We start from the raw sequence: 25,671 nt of genomic DNA on the forward strand, positions 1-25,671 counted from the left end.
CAAAAAACACAAGATGAAAATCATCATCCACGGCGGATTTTTCTCCGAAAGCGACCAAAGCCACGAAGTAAAAGTAGCCAAACAAAATTCACTGAAATCCATCGCTGCAAAGGCTTTTGAATATTTACAAAACCATACAGCGGAAGACACCGTAATATATGCAGTGTCTTTGCTTGAAAATGATACGCTTTATAACGCCGGAACCGGTTCTCAAATCCAAAGCGACGGGAAAATCCGCATGAGTGCCTCATTAATGAATGGCGAAACTCAGAAATTCTCTGGAGTAATCAACATCGAGAATGTAAAAAATCCGATTGAAGTTGCGAAAGTTTTGATGAAAGAAGACGACCGTGTTTTAGGAAGCGAAGGCGCTAAAAAATATGCAACAGAACATGGTTTCGTAGATTTCTCAACAGAAATTCCTCAACGAAGAAAAGAATATGAAGCCAAGTTAAAAAACGGCGGAAAAGGCACTGTTGGCTGTGTAGCCCTCGATCAAAACGGAAAACTAGCCGTCGCAACCTCCACCGGAGGCAAAGGTTTCGAATTAGTCGGAAGAATTTCCGATTCAGCAACCGTTGCCGGAAATTTTGCCAACCAACATTGCGCTGTAAGCTGTACCGGAGTCGGTGAAGATATCGTGAGCAATGCTACTGCCGCCAAAATCGTCACCCGTGTTTCCGACGGAATGCCCATAGAAAAGGCTTTTGAAAAAACCTTTCAGGAACTCAAAGAAATCGACGGATTTGCAGGAGCCATCGCCATCGATCAATCAGGAAACATCTTCCACCAAGATTCCTATCCTACAATGGTTTTCGCAAGTTTCGACGGAACTGATTTCGTAGTTTTTGATTAGCAATTGACCTTAAAAAAATCATCTTTTTTTTCCTTTAAAATTCTTTTTTTTAAAGAAATTATTATGGCGTTTAAAGCTAAACTTGCTTTCTAATATGCTTTTCAACATAATGGAAAAAATTACTCAATCACTTGATTCATTAAAATCATAACCTAAAGAACAAATTTTAATTATTTTTGAAAAAATATTGTAAATGCAATTCAAGATCAATAAAATAGAAGACTGGCAAAATGTGGTGAATGAAATTCTGCCGAAACTCCAACATCCGATTTTGCTTTTGAAAGGAAACTTGGGAGCCGGGAAAACTACTTTTACGCAGTTTTTATTAAAAAATTTGGGCAGTACAGACGAGGTTTCTTCACCTACTTACGCGATTGTGAACGAATATCACACTGCCAAAGGAAATGTCTTCCATTTTGATCTGTACCGAATGAAAAACATCGAAGAAGTGTATGACATCGGAATTGAGGAATATCTCGACAATTGCTACCTCTGCATCATCGAATGGCCGGAAATTTACGAAGAAGAACTAGAAGATTTCCAACACCACGAACTAAAAATCAAAAGCGATGGGGAAAGCAGAACGATTGTTTTCAATTAAAAAATCCGTTTTTAAAACTTCAAAATAATACATTGTGCATCAAAAAAATGCAAGTCAAAGCAAGTTTGAAGTTTCCGCTGTAGAGATACTTGTGAAATGATTATCTTTGCAATTAAATTATAGGATTTCTATTAAATAATTATTGATTTCTAATGAACAGTACAAATGTTTTCACTCCTTTTTCAGAGGAAGAACTCATCCCGAAAGAAGAAAAGCTGGAGGTGATAAAAAAAGGTAAACAGTTCAGCATCGGAGTGCCGAAAGAAACCTGCCTGAACGAACGCAGAACTTGCCTATCTCCCGATGCAGTACAGGTTTTGGTGGCGCATGGTCATCATATTATCGTGGAAAGTGGCGCCGGCGAAGGTTCTTTTTTCACCGATTTGCAATATTCTGAATCAGGGGCGACGATTACGCATGATCCGAAAGAAGCTTTCCAGCAGGATTTGGTTCTGAAAATAAATCCGCCTACGGAAGAAGAAATTGATTATTTTAAACCTTGTACCTACTTGGTTTCTGCGCTACAAATTAACCTTAGAGATCAGGATTATTTCAAGAAACTTTCAGAGAAAAAAATCAACGCAATTGCTTTTGAATTCATCGTGGATGAATATAAACAATTGTCATTAGTAAGACTTATCGGAGAGATTGCAGGGAACATTTCCATTCTTTACGCTGCCGAACTTTTAGCTCTTTCAAATGGATTGATGTTAGGCGGAATCACCGGAGTTCGACCAACCGAAGTGGTTATATTGGGAGCCGGAATCGTGGGAGAATTCGCTACCAAAGCTGCATTAGGATTAGGTGCAAGTGTAAAAGTATTTGATAATTCATTGTCGAAACTTCGAAGATTACACATGATGGTTGACGGTAGAGTTCCAACCTCGATTATCGATCCGAAAGAACTTTCTAAAAGCTTAAAACGAGCAGATGTTGTGATTGGTGCGCTTTCTAAAATAAGTTTAGCCCCAATTGTAACCGAAGAAATGGTTTCGAAAATGAAAAAAGGCAGTGTTATCATCGACGTAACGATCGATAATGGTAAGGTAATAGAGACTTCAGAACTTACTTCTATGGAAAACCCTTACGTCATCAAACACGGAGTGATCCATTGCGGTTTACCGAATCTCACTTCCAAAATGCCGAGAACGACGACCAAAGCAATCTCCAATTTCTTTTTAAGCTACCTATTAAACTATGATGAAGAAGGTGGATTCGAAAATATGCTGGTTCGCAAAAATGAGATGAAGCAAACGCTTTATATGTACAAAGGCCGCCATACCAAAAAGCTGATCTGCGACCGATTCGATTTAACTTATCATGATATTAATCTTTTAATTTTTTAAATGAGAAAATTGAAATTTTTCTTAATCGGTCTGATTCCCGGACTGATGCTGGTATTTTTTATCCTAAACAAAAAAGGAGCAAGTTGCAGCGGTTACCTCCCAAATTCGAGGGTTATTGCGGAAACACTTTCCAAAAAAATTGAATATACACCTGCTTTTTCGGAACAAATGAATCTAAACAAAATAGATGAAAAATTCCTGAAAGACAGTATCATTACCAATGGTTATGTCGATTTCGAAAGAAGCCAGGCTCAGAAAAAACGTTGCCCGGAATACATACTCTCCTATCCCAAAAAAAATCCGAAATATGAAATTGGTTTTGAAAAATGCAAGGAAGATGCAACTTTCAAGACCTTAAAGAAACTTCGTTAAAAAAATTCTAATTAAAGTATTGTTGTAAGATGAAAATTACCATCATCGGTGTTGGATTAATTGGAGGTTCCATGGCGTTAAAACTGAAATCTGCAGGACTCGTTTCTTATGTTTTCGGTGTAGATCAAAATGAAAATCATTTAGCTGAAGCCAAAAATCTTGGAATTATCGACGAAATTTCTTCTCTTGAAAACGCAGTGAGCCAATCGGAACTGATCATTATCGCCATTCCTGTAGATGCCGCAAGAAAAATATTGCCAAATATACTCGATTTAGTCAACGAAACACAAACCGTGATGGATGCCGGTTCTACTAAAGCTGGTATCGTAGATGCAATAAAAAAACATCCACAAAGAAACCGTTTCGTGGCATTTCACCCGATGTGGGGAACCGAAAATTCGGGTCCAAAATCGGCTATTTCTGAGAGTTTCTCTGGCCGGGCTGCAGTGATTTGCGACCGCGAAAACTCAGCACCAGACGCCTTAAAAACGGTAGAAAATGTTGCGGAAAATCTCGACATGCATTTAATTTACATGAGTTCGGAAGACCACGATCTTCACACAGCTTATATTTCGCATATCTCTCACATTACTTCTTATGCACTTGCCAACACCGTTTTGGAGAAAGAACGTGAAGAAGACACTATTTTTCAGCTCGCAAGTTCCGGATTTTCGAGTACGGTAAGACTAGCAAAATCGCATCCGGAAATGTGGGTTCCCATCTTTAAACAAAATAAAGAAAATGTTTTGGATGTATTGAATGAGCATATTTCCCAGCTTAGAAAATTCAAATCTGCTTTAGAAAAAGAAAATTATGAACTGCTGGAAGAACTCATCAGGAATGCCAATAAAATCAGAGGAATTTTAGATAAATAATTTATCGATGATTAAAAAAAAAAAAAAAAAAAGACGCTGAAACAATCAAGCGTCTTTTTTATATCTTATTTCAGTAATCTGTTACCGAACTGCGATATTATTTCAAATGACATTGCCTCTTCTAACACTCTGCCACATTGACTGCAATTGCCAATCCACCTTCGGAGGTTTCTTTGAATCGATCGTTCATACTTTGCGCTGTATCCCACATCGATTGAATCACTTGGTCGAGCGATACTTTTGCTTTCGACGGATCAGATTCAATAGCGATATTCGCAGCGGTAATTGCTTTGATAGCGCCCATCGAATTCCTTTCAATACACGGAATCTGTACCAAACCAGCGATTGGATCGCAGGTCATTCCAAGATGATGTTCCATCGCAATTTCCGCTGCCATCAACACTTGACCAGGAGTCCCGCCCATAATTTCCGTAAGTCCTGCCGCTGCCATTGCCGAAGATACGCCTACTTCCGCTTGGCAACCTCCCATCGCTGCGGAAATCGTTGCATTTTTCTTGAATAAAGTTCCAATTTCACCGGCTACCAAAATAAAACGGATGATATCTTCTTCTTTATTAAACTCTGTAAAAGCTTGCGAGTACATTAAAACAGCCGGAATTACACCACTTGCACCGTTAGTTGGTGCCGTGATAATACGACCGAAACTTGCATTTTCTTCATTTACCGCCAAAGCAAAACACGAAACCCATTTGCTGATATTCACGAAATTTTCTTCCGCATCTACCACCATTTGGAACCATTCGTTGATGTTTTTGTAGATTTTATCTTTCAGTAATTTTCTGTTAAGTCCTGCTGCACGGCGTGTTACATTCAATCCTCCGGGAAGTGTACCTTCCTTGTTTACACCTTTGTAAATGCATTCTTTAATCTGTTGCCAAATGTAGAGCGCTTCTTTTTCGGTTTCTTCTTTGCTACGCCAAGATTCTTCGTTCAGTAATATTAAATCGGAAATTCTTTCGAGATTTAATTTTTCAATATACTTTAAAACATCTTTACCATTATGACAAGGATATAAAGTTCGGATGCAGGATTGTTCAAAAGAATTTTCTTCTTGTGTAGCGATGAATCCACCTCCTACTGAATAATAATCCTGCAACAGTTCTTCTCCATTTTCGAAAACGGCACGGAAAATCATTCCGTTGGGATGAAAATCCAAGGATTTTTCTTTATTTAAAATTAAATGTTCGCCATACACGAAAGGGATTAGCTTTTCTCCGGCAAGATTGATTTGGTTGGAAGATTTTATGGCTTCAATCTTAGCATCAATAGAAGTGGTATCGATTGTTTTAAAATTTTCTCCGGAAAGTCCGAGCATTCCGGCAATATCGGTTCCGTGTCCAATTCCTGTTTTAGCCAATGAACCAAAAAATTCGACAAAAACTTCTTTTACTTCAGAAATGGAATGAGACCTGCGAATTAAATTCAAAAAACTTTCCGCCGCATTCCACGGTCCCATGGTATGTGAACTTGAAGGCCCAATACCTACTTTTATAATTTCAAAAACACTGATTGATTGCATAATGTTACAAAATTAACTTTTTATTGGATACCAAAAACAGTTAGGTTCAACATTTTCAGGAAATATCTGAAACATAAAAAACAATAAGGAACTCTATATTTGCTCAGAATTTTCAGTAAAAATATCATTTAAAATCGCCGACACTTCTCTATATTTTGTGGCTGGAAATAAATGAGTTCCGTTTTCGATAACGAAGTTGGGTTTGGAATATTTGATGGGAAAAACGATGTCTTTATCCGCTAAAATCTGAATCACTTTTGGGTTTTCTTGGAATTTCCAAGCAGAAATTTTCTCGAAGCTCCATTTCAAATAATAAGGATTTCTCACGGTGAAATAATCCATGATTTTTGGATTTTTCGGATCGATAAGTTTCCTAAGAAAAGAATAACTAAGCGCTGTTTTTTCGGTGAAAATATTTTCTGGAAGGTATTTCGGAAGACGGGTGAGCTCACCTAATTTAATGAAACCTGATTTTTCTTTATCTGATTTTATGCTTCCTAAAATCACGATTTTTTCGGATGGTTTTATTTTATCGATTTCCTGAACCATAATTCCACCAAATGAATATCCGAGTAAGTAAAACGGCGCCGAATCATCTATTTTTTCGGCCATTCTTGTCACATAATCGGCAAAGTGCTCACCTTTTTCGGGAATTAGCCATGGGATAAAAACAACTTCGAGATTTGCTGGGAATTTTATTTTTTCCAGCACTTTAAAATCTGCACCAAGTCCGCTAATAACGTAAAGTTTCATCATGTAAAAATAAAAAAAAAGAGCAGACAAATCTGCTCTTCATTTTATAAAATCTTATGATTTATTTTGCGGTAACTTTCACCAACATATCGATGTCGTCTTTTACCAAAACATCTTGCATAGTGGATTTGTAAGCTACATCAAACTTCTGTCTGTCGAAAGAAAATTTGTTGGAAACCAGACTTACAACTCCTTTGCTATAAGAAATTTTTGCTGGGAAAGAAACTACATTAGTTTTTCCTTTAACAGTAAGTTTACCGTTCACGATATAGTTATAAATTTTATCGTTATTTTTCTTTACAGAAGTAATGGTATAAGTCGCTGTAGGATATTTATCTACCTCAAAGAAATCACCGTTTTTAAGGTGACCGTTTAGTTTTCCTTGATATTCACCTGACAAATCAGTTGAGTTGATTGAAGTCATATCTAAAACAAAAGTTCCGCCTGCAACTTGATTCCCTTTCATTACGATGTTACCGGATTTTACGTTTACGGTTCCGTCATGCGAAGAAGCTTCTGTTTTTGCGATTTTGTATCCCCACCAATGTACATCAGATGCTACTACTTTTTTAGACTGCCCGAAAGCTAAACCTCCTACTAATACCGCTAATAATGCTAATTTTTTCATTTAAATATTTTTTTTGTTAAAAATCTGATGCAAAAGTAGACTAAGAAATGAGATAATTTATTGACATATGATAATAAAACAATTTAAAACAAATAAAAAAACTCCGTGCAAGCACAGAGTTTAATAGTAATTTCGAAATTAATATTATGAAAATGCAGCGTATAGAGCAGCTCCATTAATAATTACTTTTTCATCATTAACAAGATAAACAGGAATGTCTTTCAACAAAACTTCCATTTTATCACTTACGATAAAGTTTTTATAAAACATTCCGTTTTTCAGATAACGTTGCAGCATTACGGGGATTTCGCCAGTTAAAAATAAACCTCCAGTTGCTTTAAGTTTTAGCACTAAACTATTGGATTCTCTTGCGAGAAAAGCGATATACGTATCAATAGTCATCGTACAGATTCTGTCTTTGTTTTCTAAGGCTCCGTTGATAATCGCTTGGGTGAAATTTCCCGCCTCGATTTCTTTAGTAAGCCATTCCGGTTGTTGCTGTTGTTTTACATCACGCAAAAATCGGTAAATATTAAATAAACCATCTTTGGACAATACGGTTTCCCAAGTAACAATCTGGTGTATTTGATGCAAAAATTGGTAAAATTCAACCTCATCATTGGTTCTTGGTGAGAATTCGCAGTGGCCACCTTCGGTCGCAAAAGGTCTTAAACAACTGCCATCCCAAAACAAACCTGCCTCACCTAAACCTACACCTGGTGCTAAAACAGCAATATTTCCCGGCGTGAAATTTTCCGATTGATGGATTGTCTGAAAATTGCTTTCATCATCATTTCCCAATCCATAAGCAGAAGCTTCCAAATCATTGATGAGATATACTTTTTCTACTTGGGTTTGTTGTTTTATTTCTTCAGCATCCAATTGCCATGGCAAACGGAGCGGAGCACTTTTCCCTCCTATTACCGGACCTGGTACGGCAACAGCGATTTTGGCAATTTCGGAAAGTGAAAAATCGGTAATGAAACAATTGACAATTTCTGAAAAAGAAGAGAAATAATCGGTCTTATAAGTGGCTTCTTTCTGAAGAATTGTTTTTTTGTTATCGGTTTTGTACAAGGCAAGAAAAGTTACATCGCTTCGTATATCGGCCGAGATCAAATTGATGTTATTATTGCTTTCATCTGCTACTGCAGGCAAATAAAGTTGAAATTTATTTTTGGCTTCCATTTTTATTAATGTTATCTACCAAAGATAATAATTGTTTTTAAATAAAATAAAAAAACCTTCTCAAATAAAATTTGAGAAGGTTAAGTTTTATAAAAAAATCAAAAAAATTGATTATTTACCTAGTGGAATGTTGTAACCAACACCTACGCCGATTGCTCCAGCATTGTATTTTTGAGATCCGATTTCACCTTTATCACCAGTGAAGGTTTTTTGATATTGAAGAGCGAAGTTCCAATCTCTGTTGTGGTAACCGATTTCTGGTTTGATGTAGAAACCTCCGTCAGGTCTTTCTACAGTGCTGTTAGCAGCTACTTTATCATCACCTACGATGAAACCGTAACCTAAGTCAGTTCCTAAATAGAAACCAGTTTGTTTTGGATATACTCTAATCAAAGCAGCTACAGGTACTACACCGAAGTCGTTGTTGTCGATTCCGTTGTTTTCTTTACCGAAGAAGTGGCTATAACCAGTTGCGATCCCTAAACCAAATCCTGGAGTTACCAAATTTTGGTAAGATAGATCAAGACCTACATTTGCAGATGCGTTTTCAGCAGGTACTGCCAAACCAACATTTGCTCCTACTTTAATCATGTTTCTCATATCTGCACTTTGTGCACTTACTAATCCTGCTGTTATTACTCCTAAAGCTAGGATGGTTTTCTTCATTGAATTCATAATTCTAAATTTTAAGTTTTACAGGATGTTTACTTGTCAAAATCGTGCCAAAATTGTTTTGAAATGTGTTTTTTTAAACCAGAAAACAAGTAATCAATTGATATTCAGCAAACAAAAATTAAACAAGCATTTATATTTTTTAAGTTTTTCATGTGACATTCAGGCAAAAAAAATAAGCCAAATTTACAATTTGACTTATTTTTTGAATTTTTTCTTTATAAACTTTCGAGCGTTTGCTTCATTTCCTCATAGCCACCTCCGTTGTACACATCGGTCATTCCTTGAGATTTAAAATATTCAACCGCTTGTCCGCTTCGGTTTCCGCTTCGGCAAAAGAAAATTTTGAAACCACTAAGATTTAAAACTTCCTGTTTTCTATCTTCTAATTCACCCAACGGAATATTTTGGGCTTCTTCTATATGACCATTCATCTCCAGTTCCATAGGCTCACGAACATCGATTAAATGGTAATTCCCTGATTGTAATACCTCTACTAATGACATATTAATTGATTTTAAAGTTATATAAATGAATGATCCGTTTTTAGATTCAAACGACATCATCTGCCAAATTTAATAGAAATTTATGAAATAATGTTAGTTTTGCACAATCAAAATGAATACCTCCGCAGAAAAATATTCAGTACTTATCAAAGCCAAAGCAAAAAAGTTTGGCTTCCAAAACTGTGGGATTTCCAAAGCGGGTTTCCTTGAAGAAGATGCGAAACCACTTGAAAATTGGTTGAAACAAAACTATCACGGTGAAATGTCTTATATGGAAAATTATTTCGATAAAAGACTCGATCCTACTTTGTTGGTTGAAGGTTCAAAATCGGTGATCTCTCTTTCTTATAACTATTTTCCCGAAGATCAAATTTCGTCACTTGAAAACTTTAAAATCTCAAAATACGCTTACGGACAAGATTATCACCAAATCATTAAAGAAATATTAGGTGAAATGGTGGCAGAACTGAAAGAAGAAATCGGAGATTTTCATTGCCGAGTTTTTGTGGATTCTGCTCCAGTTTTGGAACGGAGTTGGGCAAAAAAATCCGGAATTGGCTGGGTTGGCAAAAATGCAAACCTCATTACTAAACAAAGTGGTTCTTTTTATTTTCTGGCAGAAATCATCAGCGATTTGGAGCTTCAGGAAGATTTGCCAACGACAGATCACTGCGGAACCTGCACCAAATGCATCGAAGCCTGCCCTACGGATGCGATCGTTTCTGAAAAAATCATCGATGGAAGCAAGTGTATTTCTTATGCAACCATCGAATTGAAAAACGAAATCCCTGAAAGTTTTAAAAACAAAATGGAAGATTGGATGTTTGGCTGCGATATTTGCCAAGATGTTTGCCCATGGAATCGGTTTTCTGCACCTCATCAACAGGAAAAATTCAAACCAAATCATTTCCTTAAAAACTCCCAAAAAGAAGATTGGAAAGAGCTTTCACAAGAACTTTTTTCAGAAATCTTCAGAAAATCTCCCGTGAAAAGAACGAAGTTTGCGGGCTTAAAAAGAAATATCGATTTTTTGGGTAAGTAATGCGTTTCGGAAATTTCAGTTTCCAAAAAATAAGGTGACGATTCTAGAAAAACTTTAATTCAATTAAAGCTTAAAAAAAATTAGAGTGAAATTTTTAATTAAAATCAGCGTTTTTTAGGTACTCTTTTTGGCGCTGTTTTTACACGAATTTTCAATCTTTTGTTCTTCTTAGATTTCTTAGGCATTCATTATCATTTTTGTTTGTTTAAATTTAGCAAAATTTTCGCTACGAAAAACAAATTGAACTTTTTGTAATATTAAATTTTTGTTACATTTAATCATGAAGAAATCCATACTGATCTTACTGAAAACCATTTGGGCAATCATCGGAATTGTCACCATTTACGTGATAAGTGCGTTGCTCATTCCTTATATTGAAGTTCCTGAAAAAAAGGTTGCAGAACCAGAAAATATTACGGTCTATATACTAACCAACGGAGTTCATACCGATTTGGTAGTTCCTATAAAATCTGCGGAAATCGACTGGAACCAAGAAATTCCTTTTGAAAATACACTATCAAAAAGAACAGATTTCAAATATCTATCCATCGGTTGGGGCGACAAAGGTTTCTATCTGGATACGCCAACTTGGGCAGAATTAAAGGTTTCAACAGCCTTAAAAGCGGCATTTTGGTTAAGCGAATCGGCAATGCACTGTACTTTTTATGATCAAATGAAAGAAGGGAAAGATTGCAAGAAAATAACGCTCACGAAATCGCAATATCAGGAATTAATCGGCTTTATACGAAACAAATTCGACCGTGACCAAAACGGGAAACCAATTTTGATAAAAACAGATGCAGTTTACGGAAAAAATGATGCATTTTATGACGCACAAGGCAGCTACAGTTTCTTGGAAACCTGCAACACCTGGACCAACGACGGACTGAAAGTTGCCGGACAAAAAGCCGCTTTATGGACCGCCACCGATCGAGGAATCTTTCAACACTATTAATAAAAAATGCTCCCAAAATAGGGAGCAAACATATAAAAATCAATTATGAAAAAATTTAATTTGATTATCTTTTTTATGTATGTTTTTTAATCTTTTATTGCCAAGCTGAAAAGCAAATCGATATCGTTTTTCACGTAGATCATTCCGCCCATTTTTTTCGGTGGAACGATATTGAAATCTGAAAATTTCAATCTTTTGTTACCAACCAAGCTATGGTTATTTTTGCTGAATTCAATGGTGTATTTCCTTGTCACATTCATCATTTTCACTTCTACTAATGCTGTAAATTTATTGGCCGGAGCTTTATCAAAATCTAAAAATTTAATATTAAGAACCGGATATTTTTCAGCATTTAGGATTTTTCTAAAATCGGATGTCATCATTTTATTTCTACAATCGAAATCGGTTACCTGCAGTTGCACATTGGGAAGTTGATTTCCGGTGAATGAGTAGATGGATCCGGAGTTTTTAAAATTATCATTAGCACATTTAAAGGTATTTACATTAGTCCATCCATTGATTACAACCCCGTTATTTTGAGAAAACAGCAAGATCGGAATAATACTGAATAATAATATGATGATTTTATTTTTCATGACATTTCAAAGATGAAAGGGGCTCCAAAGCTGCAACCCCTTTCAAAAAAAATATTAAAAATTAGAAACCTATGGTTGCTTCGAACATGATTCCGTTGAACTTACCTCCTGAAAGAGCAGATTTCTGTTGTTTAGGAGTAGAAGTATCCATCACGTTCCAAACATCACTTTCATTGTATTTTTGAGTTACATACTCTACTTTAGCTAAGATGTTTTTGGTCATAAACCAACCTCCTGCGATATTGAATCGGTCGATTTTTCTTTCTAAAGCTCCGTCGTAATCTTTACCATTGATGCTGTTGTATTTTCCACCAAGATAGAATTGTTCTTTTCCACCAAATCTGTAAAGTAATTCTCCTGCATATTGGTTATAAGTACCATCGGAATCTCTTTGGGTAGTTGCATTAAGGAGTTTGTTACCTGTTACATATTCATAAGTTCCGAAGAATTCTAAACCTTTGTATTTAAGGAAAGGGTTAATTTGAATTGCAGTCATTTTTTTGAAACCAGGGTCAAATCTTCCGGTAGAAGGGTTTGAAGTTCCCATTGCATCAGATAAAGCACTGTTTGCATTATTGGTTACCAAAAGCATGTAGTAATATCTAGATCCTGCTCTATCGTCTCCGTATAATTTACCATTGGTACTCATACCATTTGTTTTGATTACAGAACCAGATATACGAACTCTTAAATCTTGTTGAATTTGTTTGTCGTAAGCTAATTTAGCGTAAACAGATGGGCTGTTATCAGCAGTTCCTTTGGTTGCAGTTTGGTTGAGTTTACCATTAGAAACCCCTAACATTCCCATGAAACCGTTTTTGTAGTAATAAACCTCACCGAAAGCCTGTGTAGTAAAAGAATCCATGATGTTGTTTTCACCAAAAGCATTATTGATGGCTTCCGCATTATCGGTTCTTCTAAAATGTGCATCACCAAAGTTGATTTCATCCATACCCACTTTCACACGTACGTCTTTCATTAAATTATCCATGAAACCTTTAGAAATAAAATCTAAATTATCAATTTGGATATAACCACCTTTCACCCAAGCTTCGTTGTGGTGACGGGCAGAAAGATAAGTTCTCAAGTGCATTTTCACCCCTTTTGCCAAATAAGCATTGATATCTAAGTTTGCAGTTGGCAAGTTGAAATCTGCTCCTAAATTGTTCAAAGTATAATCTGAGCCGAGTTTTGCGGTTGTAGAATGATCCAAAGCTTGGAACTGAAGGGCAAAATCGCCACCTACTGAAACTTGTACTCCATCGAATTCAGGAGATTCTCCTTTAGGATCTTCAAATATATTTCGGGTTGTTTTTTCCGGAGCAAGGTAATCTCTCATTGAAGGGGTTGTTTCCTGAGCATTTAAAACACTAACTCCGGAGAACAGTAGTGCGAGCATTGAAGCTCTCATTAACATAGTTTTCATATTTTTAAAATTTTAATTAGTAATAGATTTTGTTGATTAGTTGGCTACTACATTCACCACAATTTTGATATCGTTTCCTGTTTTCACAGTGTTCATCATAAATGATGGTGGAGTAACTCCGTAATCGGTTAGTTTGATAGATTCGGTTCCGGTGATGGTATATCCGGAAGCACTTTTTGCAACAGTTACTGGGAAGCTCACTGTTTTGCTTACGTTGGTTACTGTTAATTTACCGGTTAAAGTTCCTTTTCCAATGTTTACAGAACTTGCGGTGAAACTAATGTTTGGATATTTATCGGCTTGCATCGCTTTGTAAGCATTGGTATCCATTGCACCTTTTCCACTTTTTAGGGTTTTTGATCCCATGTTGTAAGAAATGTTAGTAATGGCATTTCCTGCAACCACTCCACTGAAAGATCCCGCTGTAGAAACCATAGACCAATCATGTAAAGTTGATGTTCCACTTACGGTAGTTTTCACAGTTTTACTAGAAATTTTTTGTCCGGCTGCCAATCCAGAGACAAGTCCGATCATTAAAACCAATGTTTTGAAGTTTGCTGAATTTTTCATGTTTCTAAAATTTAATATTAATACTCTTTGTTCTAACTCTTAATTTGTAGTACAAAGGTAGCACGGAATTGATAAATATTCAACAAAAATCAATATATTTTATATGATATATATCTTAATCCAACAATCGATTGAATAATTCGCAAACACAAATCAATTATTGTTAAATTTTAGTTCATAATAAATATATTTTAATGTATAAAAATGAAAGGATGACATGAAACGTTAAAGAATGTTAAATTGAATATAAATCTCCTTTTAAGAAATACTGACAGAAGTCATGATAAAAAATGAAATTTCCTGAAAACAAATCGATATATTAACAATTGTTATAAAATTGATAAATATTTTGAAAGATTTCGCAACCGAGATTTATTCATATATAATATAGATAAGATTGATGGATTTATTAAGGAATAAAATACCATCATGTTAGCAAAGTCTACCGTATTTACGACATATTTTAAATGGTTGCTTTTTGATGGTTCAATTTCATAGGCATTCGTAAAACATTTAGACATAAGAAAACCTCTGTAAGAAACAGAGGTTTTGTACCCAGTGCCGGAATCGAACCGGCACACCTTGCGGTACTAGAGTTTGAGTCTAGCGCGTCTACCAATTCCGCCAACTGGGCTGCTTTAAATTGGTGTGCAAATATAGAATTATTTTTTATTTCTGAAAAATATTTTTTCTAAATTTTCAATATTTATGAGATGTTTGAGCAATAATCAACTTCCTTATCAAAACTCAATCTCCAAACCATCATAAGCAATATGTACATTTTCAGGAAGTTCCGCCTCCGTCTTCTCATGCAATCCCATATGATGAGAAATATGAGTAAGAAACATTTTTTTTGGTTTTAATTCTTCAAAAAGCTCCAAAACCTGAGGTAAAATAAAATGCGCAGGATGAACATCCTCTTTGCGGATGCAGTTTAGAATCAAATAATCCAAATTTTTCAGCTTTTCCTTTACAGTTTCCGAGATATAACTTGCATCAGTGATATAAGCCAGATTTTTGAATTTGAATCCTAATATCGGCAACTTATAATGCATCACTTCTAACGGGATTACATCTGTATCAAACAAATCAAATTTTCCGTCAATCGTATGCAATCCGAAAGATGGCGCTCCCGGATATTTATCCTCCGCAAACGCATATGGAAACCGGAACTTCAATTCTTTCCCTACCCTTTCGGCGCAATAAATTTGCATATCTTTCCCAGTCCTAAAAATCAATGGTCGCACATCGTCCAGTCCAATTACATGATCATTATGTTCATGCGTAAGAAGAATCGCATCCACATGGTCTTCTTTGTTCTGCAGCATTTGCATCCGAAAATCCGGACCGCAATCGATAAGGAGTTTTTTGCCAGATTCGGTAGTCACCATAGTTGATGATCGAAACCTTTTATCTTTGGAATCTTCTGATACACAAACTTCGCAATGGCAACCAATAACCGGGACTCCCTGTGAAGTACCAGTTCCTAAAAATTTCAACTTCATTTTTCTAATAAAGATATTTATTGGTAAAAATACTAAAATCAAAATTTACATTTTCAATAAATTATTGAAAATGGGTTACGAATATATCTATACATATTGATATCTTTTATACAGAAATTACTCACTAATCGTCACTTTCGTTCCTTTCGTGTGCGCATTCATTTGCGGTGCATAATAATTCTGCAATGTTGTAATTCCATTGCTGAAAGTTCCGGCCGCGTTGCAGATATAATCGTATTCGAAAACGTATTTTCCTTTCGGCATATATTCAATATAGAAATTCGTGGAAGCATCTTTTGTCGATTGGTAATATCCCAAATTATTTTTCCATTCATAACCGGAAATCACGTTCAGTGGCTCAAAACCTGCTGCTCTCATGTCTTTTAAATGAATGAATTCCATGTTTCGATCGGTGTTGAGAATCATTCTCACGGTCACTTTATCGCCCACTTTCAATGGGGAATTTTCCGTGATTTTCTGCAATTCTTCGCCGTTTACAGTTTTTACTTTTTTGTACAATTCTTTCGTGATTGAAAGGTAAGATTCAGAAGATTTAATTTGATCTAAATCCTCATAATATTGCCAGAATAAACCACCTTGTACAATTCCAGCACCGGGTTTTGTTACGGTTACCGTTCCTAAATTTTTATCGATTTTTTCTGGTTTTAAAGTTGATTTCACATAACCGGTTGCTTTCGTATCGGGATTTTCAAGGGATTTTCCACCCCAAATGATCGTTGCTTTATCGCTTTCTGAAGAAGTCCACGATTTTCCGGAATTAAGAATAGTGAAAATCACTTCTGCGGTTCCGCGCGAACTTCCCCAAGAATTCACTTCTTTCTGTGTGATGAGCCAGATTTTCATTTCTTCAATGAATTTTTCATCGTTTGGAGTCAATTTGTTAAATGCTTCCAAAGCTCCCGCATGATTCAAGGTTTTCGACGAATACCAACCCCAATCGTTGAGATTTTGTTTCCAGTAAATTCCTTGTGTTTCGCTTTCTGTCGAGGTTTCTTTTAAATAAGTCAGGAATTTTTTCGAAACATCTTTTAAACCATAATTATCAAACAAAATCGCCAATCGGTGTAATCCAAAGAACGTGAAATCCGTGATTTTTTCGGTTTTTGCTTTAGCAATAACGGCGTTTTTCAAGGCGGTTCCTTTTGCATTTATTGAATATTCTTTTTCCCAATAATTTCGGGTGTCAAGATAATCCAAGACATAATTATTCACCACATTTTTTCGGTCGATCTCGCCGTATTTATTCACTTCTTGATCGACAAATTTTATCAATTTCATCACCATTTCTTTCTGTTCAGAAGATTGATAATCTGCCACATTTCCCTTTAACCAATCATTGATTTTTCCTAATGATTTCAAGATATAAAGCGAGGTATAATACGAACTCGGATACCCTTGATACCAAGAAAAACCGCCATCTGGATTTTGTAATTTTTGCAATTCTGCCCAATCATTTTGAATGGAATTTCGCATCATATTCGCGTCGAATAATCTTGCTAATTTTTCCATTTGTTCGGTTTCGTTTTTCGAATCTAAAACCCACGGAGTTTCTTCCAAAAGCAATTGTTTCAGCTCCTGATTTTTCTCCAGATTTGAATTGAGTAAACCTTTCGATTGATATTCCTCAAAAACCGTTTTCAGTTTCGGATTCGCTTTGAAAATTTCGGCAGCCAAAACATCCGCAAACCACTTGTTGAACACCACATCCGCAGAATTGTTCTGGTCGTTTTTCAAACTTGGCAATGCAAACATAATTTCCCAAATCGGATTGGTCGTCAGTTCCAAAGTATTTGAAAAATTGGTTGCTGTTTTCGAAGTATTATTTTTAAGATTTTCGAGGACAAAAGTTTTGGTTTGACCTTCTTTCACGAAAATCGGAACGGCATCGGTCACCAACATTCTGTTCGGCAAAACGGCGATTGCTTTTTGTTCGCCATCCGAATAATTACCGGCTTTGGCAACAACTTTAATGATCATTGAAGAAACATCCTTCGGAACTTTCAGTTTCCAGTTGATCACTGAATTTCCCAATTCTTTTAATTCAAAAGATTTCTGAGTTTCATTTAAACTAAATTTACCGGAAATATCTTCGTTTGTAAAAGCATCTAAAATCTGTAATTGCGCAGTTCCAGCGAGTTTTTTATCCACCAAACTAGAAAGTTTCGATTGCAGATTCAATTCGTCGCCTTCACGCAAAAATCTCGGATAATTCGGCGTTACCGAAAATTCTTTCTGAGTAACCACTTCTTTCTCCAAAACAGCAGCTCTCGCATCTTTGGTATGCGCCAAAAACATCAATTTCCATTGGGTTAAAGCTTCCGGAGAAGTAAATTCAAAAGTGACATTTCCGTCTTTATCGGTCATTAAATTTGGATAAAAAAATGCGGTTTCGTTTAAGTTTTGACGGACTTGAACTTTATCAAAATCTTCTTTCTTTTTATTTAACCCAATTACCACAACTTCTTCAACATCAGATACTTTTGCTGAATCTGCAGCAATCTGAACTCCCGCGACTTTACCTTGCAAAGCTACTGGAGCCCTCATTTGCTGTTTTTGAGCAGCCGCATCACTAGCATAAGCTGCTACCATATGTTCGCGAACAATTCTACCATAAATTCCACCATCAAACCAATTGAAATTCGGGAAATTCACGTTTTTTTGCTCCAAATACGGAACGCGTTTGTTATAAAATTCCTGAGTGAGATTTTCATTAATTCCATACGAATTCATGATGAAATATTTCTGATACAACTGCTGCCAATAATAGGAATTCGCAGCAAACTGATCCAATGATTTATCGTACATATTCGCCAAAACTTCCGCGTTGATTTTCTCTTTATCATCGCCTAAAATCTTCACCGTCCATTTTTCTTTTGAATTCGGTTGCAGTTTATCGCGGAACGTCACGGTTTCGATTCGCAAAGGTTTTTTGTCGGAAGCAATCATCAAATTCAGTGATTCGGTTTTCACATCATTGAACGCGACCAACTGGAACTGAACGTTGATCTGATCGATGTTTTCGTCTTTCGGAAACGCCAATTCATATTCCAAAACTCCATTTTTGAAAGTTTTTTGTTCCGTAATCGTTTCACCATTTCCATTTTGCACATAAACATTGACAATCGCATTCGGAATGGACGAATAAACGTAGATTTTCGCCTTTTCATTTCGTTGAAATTCCAATTTTGGCTGAATAACTTTCAGGAAAGGTTTCTGCGAATCGGTGAGGAATCTTTTGTCGAAAACTTCGAAAGTTTTTTCGGTTTTTATGGTGTCTTTACCTTCGATATTAAAGAGTTCCAGCTTATATTTTCCAGCCGATAACTTTCCAAGATCTAAATTGGTTGAGAGTTGCGCGTTGTCAGTTGATGGATTTTCAACTCTTTCAAAAATAATCTTATCAACTTGATCCTCTTTCTCTGATTTGTCAAAATAATCATGCGGGAATTTTCGGATAAATTCATCCTTGGAAAGTTGCGGTAAATCCTGAATTTCATTCTCGAAATTGCTTCGGAAAATCCTTTCTTTCGGTTGAAGTTTCGACAATTTTACTTGATATGATTTTTTTAAATTCTGGTCGTTGTAATTTTTGGTTTCGACTTTAATTTTCAGATTTTCGTCGGTAAAAGTGTCTTTAATGTCGTCAGTTTTGATGTAATGAGAAACCGAAGCCACTTTCACGTTGGTGGTTTCCGATTGTGTTTCGCCGTTGATGTCGGTTACTGACGCGTTGATTTGGTAGTTATCAATCTGAATCCCTTCTAAAGTCTCATCTTTTTTCAAATCAACTTTGATGGTAAATTCGCCTTTTTCGTTGGTTTTCACTTCACCCAAAATCGAATTTTCGTTATCATTTCCACGCGGATACCACCAAAAATATCTCCAGCGAATGTTTTGTTTTTTAATCTCATAATTCACCGTAGAATTGCTCAAAGCAACTCCCGAAAACATCATCGCTTTTCCCTTCAATTCAATGGTTTCGCCGTATTTGTACTCCGATTTTATCGGCTCGAAAGTCACTTCAAATTTCGGCCTTTTGTATTCTTCAACTTTGAAATATTTCATTCCGTCAATGAAATAATCTGAATTATCATCATTTTCCACTTCAATGCTGAATTCGCCGTTCAGTTTACCGTTCGGAAGTGTGAAACTGCCATTAACAGAGCCAAATTCGTTGGTCGTGAAATTTTGTTTGGAAATTTCTTCCCCATTTGCATCATTCAAAATGATCGTGATTTTTTCTTTGGAAATAGCATTTTCTTTCTTTGCAATTGCATTAAAACCAGTCGCGATCAACTTAAAATAAACAGTTTGTCCAGGTCTGTAAATCGCTCTATCCAAGAAAATCTGCGCCTGTTCGCGGTCTTCAATTTTATTTTCACCGTAATATTGATTTCCGTAAACTTGAATCAAATTAAAATCATTGGTTTTTGGTTGTTGCACCAAAAAATAGCGGTAATACTCTTTGTCTTTGGAAATCGGAAATTTAAAATTAGCAACGTTATCGGAATTGATATTGTAAGAATTAATCGACGTTCCGCGAGAATATTCGAAGATTTTTAAACCTTCGTTGGAAAGTGGTTTTCCGTTTTCGCGATTGACCAATTTCAGGCGATCTTCGATCGATTTTCTTTCATCTTTTTTGTCATAAATCAATCTTGACGAAGTCGAAATAAAATAAAAATGCTCCTGAATGGCGTTTTCCACAACATATTCCACCAAATAAATTCCCGATGGAAGCGGTTTTATTTCGAGAGAAGTTTGGTGATTTTGATAATCATTCAAGTTCGGAAGTTTGAAAATTTCCTTTCGTACCAACGATTTTTTGATAACCGAAAATTTATTTTTATCATAAGAATCCGAAACATATTTCAAGAAATTAGTCACATCATCTTTCACTTCATAAATATTCAATGAAAACTGATCTACATTTTTAGCTTCCGCAACCAAATGAATCGGCAAATTCGATTGTGTATGTTTCTCGTATTTTATCGCTAAAGTCGGACTTTTAATCTGATTTTTTCGATTAACAAGATTGTTCAAAAACTTCGATTTTGGATATTGTTTTTCCCCTTTTTCAATCCATTGAAGCGCTTCAGTGAATTTTTTATCAGCGGTTAAACGATCTACAATTTCTGAAATGATCATCACTTTGTAATCGCCTTCAACATTAGATTTCACGAGGTCTTCCAATTGCGAAAGTTGGTTTTTACAATTCGTGAAACCGCATTGATCATTTAATTTTTGATGCTGAAAATAGAGTTTTGAATTCCCTAAATTTTTGGCAATGAGTTCATCATAGTTTGCCAAAATTTTGGGTTGGTTTTCCTTTAATTCATTCGGAGTGAAGAGATCATCATTTTTTAAAAATTCAATTTCATTAAAAGAACTCCAATCGAATAAAGTTGGAAAATATTGCAAATCTTGATTTTCTTCGAAAATTTCCTTGAAATCCGAAGTTTTTATTTTCTTCAATTCTTCTTTTTCTGAATTTAAAATCGCAAAATTCTTGCTCAAATAATTCTTAAAATCCAATTTACTCCAAGTTTCAATTTGTTCAAAATCCTGGTTATCGAAATTCGTTCTTTGGTTGATTTCCAAAGATTCATTTTGGTAATAATCCATGAAAAATTCCCCCAACAAAACCTGATAAACCAATTTCTGATCACCCTTCAATTCTTCACCAAACATGGAAAGTTTCTTAAAAAAACGACTCACAGAATCGTTGTCACCGTCATCATAAGTTTGGTTGGAAATACTGAATTCGGCTTTCAGAGAGCGAATCAGCTGGTTCATATTTTCATCTTTCATGGCTTGTTTTTGAATTTCTAAAATGATGGGAAGATTGGATTTGTATTTTCCGGTTTTGTAATTTTCTTCTACTTTTTTCCATTGATCATTATAATATTTTTGCCCAAAAACAGGTGCAAAGAACATCATCAAAAGAAAAAAAGTAAATATTTTGGTAAAATTTCTCATAAAAATTTGGGCTTAATCATGTTTAGGATGAAGAAAGGAATTATTAGTTAAATTTGCACAAATGCAGTTTCTAAATTTACTAAAAAAATATGTGATCGACAGCCAGATTTATGTTTCTTTGATGGGAACTGCGTTGGCCGTATTTTTCATGCTGCAACAAAACTTGTTCCGACTTCCTACGGTAATTCTCATTTTCATCACATTTTTCAGCGGTTATCTCTACACGAAATATCAAAATCATCGTTTTTTCTGGAAAATATTGATTTTCAATGTCATTTGTGGTATTATTTCGGCAGTGCTTATTTTGATGAATCACAATGAAATTCGGCTTTTAAAATGGCTTTTAATTGTGATTTTAGGTTTGTTTTATAATTCCTCTTTTTTAGAAAATTCCATACGGAAAATTCCATTGTTAAAGGTTTTTTATGTTGGATTAACATGGGCTTTGATCAATTCCTGGCTGATTGTTCCGCAGTTTCATCCGGAGATTTTTTTCATCAGTTTATTGTTTGTTACAGCACTGGTTTTGCCGTTTGACATACGCGATATGAATAACGATCGAGTCACTACTTTTCCAATTTTAATCGGCGTTCAAAAAACCAAATTCTTAGCTTATTTTCTAATTTTCTTGAGCTTATTAATTGCGATTTTTTCGCTTAAAACCCTTTTCGCTATTGCTTTTTTTCTTGCTTGCGCGATTACTTTTTTATTCATTTATTTTTCTGAAACTCAAAAGCCAGATTCCTATTTTTCGTTTGGCGTGGAAACTTGTTCCGGTTTGCCGTTTTTATTTCTGATTTTAATGAAGTATTTTTGACGAATGGTTATCCAAAAACTTCATTTAATTAATTTTAAAAATCATCCGGAAAAATCCTTTGAATTTTCTCCCCAAATCAATTGTTTTGTCGGGAACAACGGCGTGGGAAAAACCAATATTCTTGACGCTTTGCACTATCTTTCGGTGGCGAAAAGTTTCTTGGGAAATACGGATTTGAACAACATCAAAACCGATGAAGATTTCTTTGCCATTGAAGGCGAAATATTTGATGGAGAAAAGGAAAATATCCTGAAAATCCAACTTCCGAAGGATTCTAAAAAAATCATTAAAAAAAATGATAAATCTTACGACAGAATCGCCGATCACATTGGTTTTTTGCCCAGTGTAATCATCTCACCTTACGATTCTAATTTGATTTCCGATTCCGGGGAAAGTCGCCGAAAATTTCTAGATTCGATGATTTCGCAAACCGATCCGGAATATTTATTCAATTTAATACAATATCAAAAAACCGTTCAGCAGCGAAATGCTTTGTTGAAAAGTTTCGCTAAAAACCGTTATTTCGACGCGGAAAGTTTGGAAATTTACAACGAACCTTTGATTAAATTCGGGACCCGAATTTTTGAGAAAAGACATGAATTTATCAACTCTATTTTCCCTTTGATTCAGAGTTATTACGAGATTATTTCAAAAGGAAACGAAATAGTGACCGTTGTCTATCAATCCCATCTTTTTGATGGTTTGGAAACTGCAAAACCTGACGAAATTTTCCGACAACTTTTAAACGAAAATCTCGAGAAAGACCGCATTCTCACCTACACTTCCAAAGGAATTCATAAAGATGATTTGCTTTTTGAAATGAATGGAAATTCCATCAAAAAAATAGGAAGTCAAGGACAACAGAAATCGTTTTTAATTGCTTTAAAACTTTCACAAATGAATAGAATTAAAGAATTAACCGGAAAAACGCCAATTTTATTACTTGACGATATTTTCGATAAACTGGATGATACCCGCGTTTCACAATTAATAGAATTGGTAAATCAGGAACATTTCGGGCAAATTTTCATCACCGATACGAGCAAAGAGAGAACCGAAAAAGTGGTAAAAAACATCAATGAGGAATCGATAATTTTTGAAATTGAATCATGAAAAAGAAACGAGAATTTCAGTCTTCGGAATTGGTGAAATCGTTTGCCAAAATCCATGGTTTTGAAGAAAAATTATTGGCTTTCGAGGTGAAAGATTTCTTACATGAATACCTTAGTGATGCGCTTTTCAGCGAAATAGAATCGGTGAATCTCAACAAGAAAATTTTAGAAATCAAAATTAAATCTCCGCTTCTGAAAAACGATTTCAGAATGCGAAAAACTTTCTTTTTGACGAAGTTTAAAGAGAAATTCGGTGCTGAAAATTTTAATGATCTTCAGATTTTGTAACGGTATTTTCCACCATTTCTTTAGCTCTCAAATCCAATGCTTTTGAACGGATTGGAAGGAAAAACCGGAGCGGATTCTTCATAAAGTATCGGAAAATTTCTTTGTAAATTTCTTTCACTTCACCCAAATTGACTTTTCGCGAACGGAATGCCAAAATCATCGACAAGCCAAAACTTACCAAGAAATTGAAAAATCCGATCAAGAAAACGGTGAAAATTGAAATCCAAAATGTGTAAGCATCTACTGCAAAACCTTTACCGTAAAAACCTAACGCTACATTTCCTGCCGCAAAAGTGATGTGACGAATATCGAGATCTAAACCAAGGAAAATTCCAATTGGTCCGGTAATTCCGAGGAAAATTCCGAACCAGAAATTCGAGATGATTCCTGCCCAATTTCGGGCATAATAATCTGAGATGCTTTTCGAAACTTTCTCACCAAAGAAATAATTAAGAAAAGGATTTTTGGCAATTCTTTTGGGAATATGATAAAAAACGGAACTGTTTCCTACGTTTCCTGAGATAATTCCGGAAATAAAAAGAAAAAATCCTGCGATACATGCATGAAAAATAGCTTTTGAGTGGAATGGATCATGATCTTGCAATAATTTGGTTGCTTTCTCGGCAGCAAAATTCTGTTGAAAAGCAACATCAAGTCCATAAATAAGCGCCAAAGACACGGGAAAAGAGAGCGCAACATTCCCAATGAAAGCAATAAACTGCGACCGAAATAATTTAGAAACCAAATGAGCAAAATCCACATAATTTTTCCGAGTATTTTCGCCTTCGGAAAGTACTTTCGCCATCGTCGCAGCTGTCATTGCTGGTTGTTTTGTAGCCAAAGTAAAACCCATCAAATAAATCATAATGAAACCCATTGCATAATTGGTTGCATACAAAATCGCATGGGAAAAATCGCTTCCTGGCAGTGAACCGTAAAACATTTTCAATACGACCAAACAGCCTACAATAATTCCTCCACCGCTGGATTTCAGGAACATATCTAAGTAATCTTTTCGGGTAGAAGTAATGTAGTGAGCGCCGGTTTCTGCAGTATGATTGGTAATAAGATGCGACATCAATGTGGTACTGTCGTCGATCAAATCGCTGATATTATTCTTATGCGATTTATATTTTAAAATATTAAAAAACAGTTGTTTAGACTTGATTAAAGTATCTTCTTCATTATCGATAACCATTACATTGAGAATGTCAGACATTCTTTCGAGCTGCTGTCTTATCTTTAATAATGATTGATTGATTTTGCTTGAAATACCATATTTCGCAGAATTTTTGAACGCCAATGTCACAAAGTCGAGACATTGCTGAAGATAAACTTTGATTTGTTTGTAATGTTCATCTTTGGAAGTAAGAACAAAGTCAGGATTTTTCTTAAAATTGGAATTCAATATATCCAGTTCATCTTGCAAAGCAAGGAAAGGATTGTCGAATTTTCGGTATTCCGGAGCCATGTTGACTACTTCCACATCCATCGCATTTCCGATAACACGCCACGCCAAAATATTCATCGAAAAGAGAAGTTCTTTTTTTACTTTGGGATCTGTAATAAAATCAGCGATTCCCAGAAGCCTGAAAAATTCATCCAGTTGATCTTCGTGCAAATTTCTCAGATATTCTAAATCCTTTATGGGTCTAACCGAAGTGAAATCGATTAAAAACCAAACCGTATTTTCATTTTCTACTGCGGGCAATATTTTGTTCAGAACCCTTTTCTTAAACTCAGGAAAAAAGGCATTTTCTGATAAGATATTGGCTTCAGTCAAAGAAAGATTGAAAGGTTTTCCTTCGAAAATATTTTTGATATAATAACCGAAATCCTCAGTGATTTCCGGGTTATTTCTAAGAAAATCAAGAATTTCCTCAAAATCTGAACTCCGCAGATTGAGCATCAATTCAGAGAGAGGTTCCAAAGATTTCGTTTCATTTCTGAAACTGAAATACTTCACCAGTGTTTCGTTAAAACTTATCTTATTTCGTCGGTATAAAGGCATAATCCCTACAAA

At 35.4% G+C, this 25,671-nt stretch carries 22 protein-coding genes and 1 tRNA gene; 10 read left to right on the forward strand and 13 right to left on the reverse strand.

What is annotated here, in order from left to right; translation table 11 throughout:
- Positions 1–13: 13 nt before the first annotated feature.
- The 5 genes from NOV28_RS04110 (at position 14) to NOV28_RS04130 (ending at position 4,050) form a co-directional block, all read left to right on the forward strand.
- The gene (locus NOV28_RS04110; RefSeq protein WP_255927846.1) at positions 14–856 is read left to right on the forward strand and encodes an isoaspartyl peptidase/L-asparaginase; all 843 of its coding nucleotides are present in this window, start codon (positions 14–16) and stop codon (positions 854–856) included.
- Positions 857–1,049: 193 nt separating this feature from the next.
- On the forward strand, positions 1,050–1,457 hold the full coding sequence (tsaE, locus tag NOV28_RS04115) for a tRNA (adenosine(37)-N6)-threonylcarbamoyltransferase complex ATPase subunit type 1 TsaE (RefSeq protein WP_255927848.1): 408 nt from the start codon (positions 1,050–1,052) through the stop codon (positions 1,455–1,457).
- A 152-nt stretch (positions 1,458–1,609) separates the two neighbouring features.
- On the forward strand, positions 1,610–2,803 hold the full coding sequence (locus tag NOV28_RS04120; protein ID WP_255927850.1) for an alanine dehydrogenase: 1,194 nt from the start codon (positions 1,610–1,612) through the stop codon (positions 2,801–2,803).
- Positions 2,804–3,175 (forward strand): hypothetical protein, encoded by a 372-nt coding sequence (locus NOV28_RS04125; protein WP_255927852.1) that lies wholly within the window; start codon positions 2,804–2,806, stop codon positions 3,173–3,175.
- A 29-nt stretch (positions 3,176–3,204) separates the two neighbouring features.
- A complete protein-coding gene (locus NOV28_RS04130; protein ID WP_255927854.1) occupies positions 3,205–4,050 on the forward strand; it encodes a prephenate dehydrogenase in 846 nt (281 codons plus the stop codon).
- Positions 4,051–4,171: 121 nt separating this feature from the next.
- Here NOV28_RS04130 and NOV28_RS04135 read toward each other — a convergent pair whose 3' ends face one another.
- The 6 genes from NOV28_RS04135 to NOV28_RS04160 form a co-directional block, all read right to left on the reverse strand.
- On the reverse strand, positions 4,172–5,590 hold the full coding sequence (locus NOV28_RS04135) for an L-serine ammonia-lyase (RefSeq protein ID WP_255927856.1): 1,419 nt from the start codon (positions 5,588–5,590) through the stop codon (positions 4,172–4,174).
- A gap of 93 nt (positions 5,591–5,683) precedes the next feature.
- Positions 5,684–6,343, reverse strand: coding sequence for an alpha/beta hydrolase family protein (locus NOV28_RS04140; RefSeq protein WP_255927858.1), 660 nt, complete (start codon positions 6,341–6,343; stop codon positions 5,684–5,686).
- A gap of 61 nt (positions 6,344–6,404) precedes the next feature.
- A complete protein-coding gene (locus NOV28_RS04145) occupies positions 6,405–6,971 on the reverse strand; it encodes a YceI family protein (protein ID WP_255927860.1) in 567 nt (188 codons plus the stop codon).
- A 144-nt stretch (positions 6,972–7,115) separates the two neighbouring features.
- Positions 7,116–8,159, reverse strand: coding sequence for a glucokinase (locus NOV28_RS04150; protein ID WP_255927862.1), 1,044 nt, complete (start codon positions 8,157–8,159; stop codon positions 7,116–7,118).
- Between the two features lie 111 nt (positions 8,160–8,270).
- Complete coding sequence (locus tag NOV28_RS04155; protein ID WP_255927864.1) at positions 8,271–8,834, reverse strand: hypothetical protein; 564 nt, start codon at positions 8,832–8,834, stop codon at positions 8,271–8,273.
- A gap of 215 nt (positions 8,835–9,049) precedes the next feature.
- Positions 9,050–9,337 carry a rhodanese-like domain-containing protein gene (locus NOV28_RS04160; RefSeq protein ID WP_255927866.1) on the reverse strand — a complete coding sequence of 96 codons (288 nt, stop codon included), beginning with the start codon at positions 9,335–9,337 and terminating at the stop codon, positions 9,050–9,052.
- A 112-nt stretch (positions 9,338–9,449) separates the two neighbouring features.
- Between NOV28_RS04160 and queG the strand changes: the two genes are divergently transcribed.
- A complete protein-coding gene (gene queG / locus NOV28_RS04165) occupies positions 9,450–10,379 on the forward strand; it encodes a tRNA epoxyqueuosine(34) reductase QueG (RefSeq protein WP_255927868.1) in 930 nt (309 codons plus the stop codon).
- A gap of 280 nt (positions 10,380–10,659) precedes the next feature.
- Positions 10,660–11,334 (forward strand): TIGR02117 family protein, encoded by a 675-nt coding sequence (locus tag NOV28_RS04170; protein WP_255927870.1) that lies wholly within the window; start codon positions 10,660–10,662, stop codon positions 11,332–11,334.
- An 86-nt stretch (positions 11,335–11,420) separates the two neighbouring features.
- Here the strand turns inward: NOV28_RS04170 and NOV28_RS04175 are convergent, their stop codons facing one another.
- The 6 genes from NOV28_RS04175 to NOV28_RS04200 form a co-directional block, all read right to left on the reverse strand.
- The gene (locus tag NOV28_RS04175) at positions 11,421–11,930 is read right to left on the reverse strand and encodes a YceI family protein (protein ID WP_255927872.1); all 510 of its coding nucleotides are present in this window, start codon (positions 11,928–11,930) and stop codon (positions 11,421–11,423) included.
- 61 nt (positions 11,931–11,991) lie between these two features.
- Positions 11,992–13,356, reverse strand: coding sequence for a hypothetical protein (locus tag NOV28_RS04180; protein WP_255927874.1), 1,365 nt, complete (start codon positions 13,354–13,356; stop codon positions 11,992–11,994).
- Positions 13,357–13,392: 36 nt separating this feature from the next.
- Positions 13,393–13,926, reverse strand: coding sequence for a YceI family protein (locus NOV28_RS04185; protein ID WP_255927876.1), 534 nt, complete (start codon positions 13,924–13,926; stop codon positions 13,393–13,395).
- Positions 13,927–14,478: 552 nt separating this feature from the next.
- Positions 14,479–14,560 (reverse strand) — tRNA-Leu (locus NOV28_RS04190).
- Between the two features lie 106 nt (positions 14,561–14,666).
- Positions 14,667–15,431 (reverse strand): MBL fold metallo-hydrolase, encoded by a 765-nt coding sequence (locus NOV28_RS04195; RefSeq protein WP_255927878.1) that lies wholly within the window; start codon positions 15,429–15,431, stop codon positions 14,667–14,669.
- A 117-nt stretch (positions 15,432–15,548) separates the two neighbouring features.
- Positions 15,549–21,431, reverse strand: a complete 5,883-nt coding sequence (locus NOV28_RS04200) for an alpha-2-macroglobulin family protein (protein WP_255927880.1) — start codon at positions 21,429–21,431, stop codon at positions 15,549–15,551.
- A 61-nt stretch (positions 21,432–21,492) separates the two neighbouring features.
- Between NOV28_RS04200 and NOV28_RS04205 the strand changes: the two genes are divergently transcribed.
- Genes NOV28_RS04205 through NOV28_RS04215 form a run of 3 tightly spaced genes read left to right on the forward strand, consistent with a single transcriptional unit; the run spans position 21,493 to position 23,648 of the window.
- Entirely contained in the window at positions 21,493–22,248 is a 756-nt protein-coding gene (locus NOV28_RS04205) for a UbiA prenyltransferase family protein (protein WP_255927882.1), read from the forward strand.
- A 3-nt stretch (positions 22,249–22,251) separates the two neighbouring features.
- Complete coding sequence (gene recF / locus NOV28_RS04210; protein WP_255927884.1) at positions 22,252–23,361, forward strand: DNA replication/repair protein RecF; 1,110 nt, start codon at positions 22,252–22,254, stop codon at positions 23,359–23,361.
- Positions 23,358–23,648, forward strand: coding sequence for a hypothetical protein (locus NOV28_RS04215; RefSeq protein ID WP_255927886.1), 291 nt, complete (start codon positions 23,358–23,360; stop codon positions 23,646–23,648). Before recF ends, NOV28_RS04215 begins: the two co-directional genes overlap by 4 nt.
- On the opposite strand, the gene NOV28_RS04220 is transcribed toward NOV28_RS04215, so the two are convergent.
- Complete coding sequence (locus NOV28_RS04220; RefSeq protein ID WP_255927888.1) at positions 23,626–25,659, reverse strand: transporter-like protein; 2,034 nt, start codon at positions 25,657–25,659, stop codon at positions 23,626–23,628. The genes NOV28_RS04215 and NOV28_RS04220 overlap by 23 nt on opposite strands.
- Between the last annotated feature and the right edge of the window lie 12 nt (positions 25,660–25,671).

This window comes from Kaistella montana (genome assembly GCF_024436175.1).
Taxonomy (GTDB): domain Bacteria; phylum Bacteroidota; class Bacteroidia; order Flavobacteriales; family Weeksellaceae; genus Kaistella; species Kaistella montana.

Excerpts from the sequence above, each read along its gene's own strand:
- NOV28_RS04110 (WP_255927846.1), top strand. The coding sequence starts at position 14 with ATGAAAATCATCATCCACGGCGGATTTTTCTCCGAAAGCGACCAAAGC.
- tsaE (WP_255927848.1), top strand. The coding sequence starts at position 1,050 with ATGCAATTCAAGATCAATAAAATAGAAGACTGGCAAAATGTGGTGAAT.
- NOV28_RS04120 (WP_255927850.1), top strand. The coding sequence starts at position 1,610 with ATGAACAGTACAAATGTTTTCACTCCTTTTTCAGAGGAAGAACTCATC.
- NOV28_RS04125 (WP_255927852.1), top strand. The coding sequence starts at position 2,804 with ATGAGAAAATTGAAATTTTTCTTAATCGGTCTGATTCCCGGACTGATG.
- NOV28_RS04130 (WP_255927854.1), top strand. The coding sequence starts at position 3,205 with ATGAAAATTACCATCATCGGTGTTGGATTAATTGGAGGTTCCATGGCG.
- NOV28_RS04135 (WP_255927856.1), bottom strand. The coding sequence starts at position 5,590 with ATGCAATCAATCAGTGTTTTTGAAATTATAAAAGTAGGTATTGGGCCT.
- NOV28_RS04140 (WP_255927858.1), bottom strand. The coding sequence starts at position 6,343 with ATGAAACTTTACGTTATTAGCGGACTTGGTGCAGATTTTAAAGTGCTG.
- NOV28_RS04145 (WP_255927860.1), bottom strand. The coding sequence starts at position 6,971 with ATGAAAAAATTAGCATTATTAGCGGTATTAGTAGGAGGTTTAGCTTTC.
- NOV28_RS04150 (WP_255927862.1), bottom strand. The coding sequence starts at position 8,159 with ATGGAAGCCAAAAATAAATTTCAACTTTATTTGCCTGCAGTAGCAGAT.
- NOV28_RS04155 (WP_255927864.1), bottom strand. The coding sequence starts at position 8,834 with ATGAATTCAATGAAGAAAACCATCCTAGCTTTAGGAGTAATAACAGCA.
- NOV28_RS04160 (WP_255927866.1), bottom strand. The coding sequence starts at position 9,337 with ATGTCATTAGTAGAGGTATTACAATCAGGGAATTACCATTTAATCGAT.
- queG (WP_255927868.1), top strand. The coding sequence starts at position 9,450 with ATGAATACCTCCGCAGAAAAATATTCAGTACTTATCAAAGCCAAAGCA.
- NOV28_RS04170 (WP_255927870.1), top strand. The coding sequence starts at position 10,660 with ATGAAGAAATCCATACTGATCTTACTGAAAACCATTTGGGCAATCATC.
- NOV28_RS04175 (WP_255927872.1), bottom strand. The coding sequence starts at position 11,930 with ATGAAAAATAAAATCATCATATTATTATTCAGTATTATTCCGATCTTG.
- NOV28_RS04180 (WP_255927874.1), bottom strand. The coding sequence starts at position 13,356 with ATGAAAACTATGTTAATGAGAGCTTCAATGCTCGCACTACTGTTCTCC.
- NOV28_RS04185 (WP_255927876.1), bottom strand. The coding sequence starts at position 13,926 with ATGAAAAATTCAGCAAACTTCAAAACATTGGTTTTAATGATCGGACTT.
- NOV28_RS04195 (WP_255927878.1), bottom strand. The coding sequence starts at position 15,431 with ATGAAGTTGAAATTTTTAGGAACTGGTACTTCACAGGGAGTCCCGGTT.
- NOV28_RS04200 (WP_255927880.1), bottom strand. The coding sequence starts at position 21,431 with ATGAGAAATTTTACCAAAATATTTACTTTTTTTCTTTTGATGATGTTC.
- NOV28_RS04205 (WP_255927882.1), top strand. The coding sequence starts at position 21,493 with ATGCAGTTTCTAAATTTACTAAAAAAATATGTGATCGACAGCCAGATT.
- recF (WP_255927884.1), top strand. The coding sequence starts at position 22,252 with ATGGTTATCCAAAAACTTCATTTAATTAATTTTAAAAATCATCCGGAA.
- NOV28_RS04215 (WP_255927886.1), top strand. The coding sequence starts at position 23,358 with ATGAAAAAGAAACGAGAATTTCAGTCTTCGGAATTGGTGAAATCGTTT.
- NOV28_RS04220 (WP_255927888.1), bottom strand. The coding sequence starts at position 25,659 with ATGCCTTTATACCGACGAAATAAGATAAGTTTTAACGAAACACTGGTG.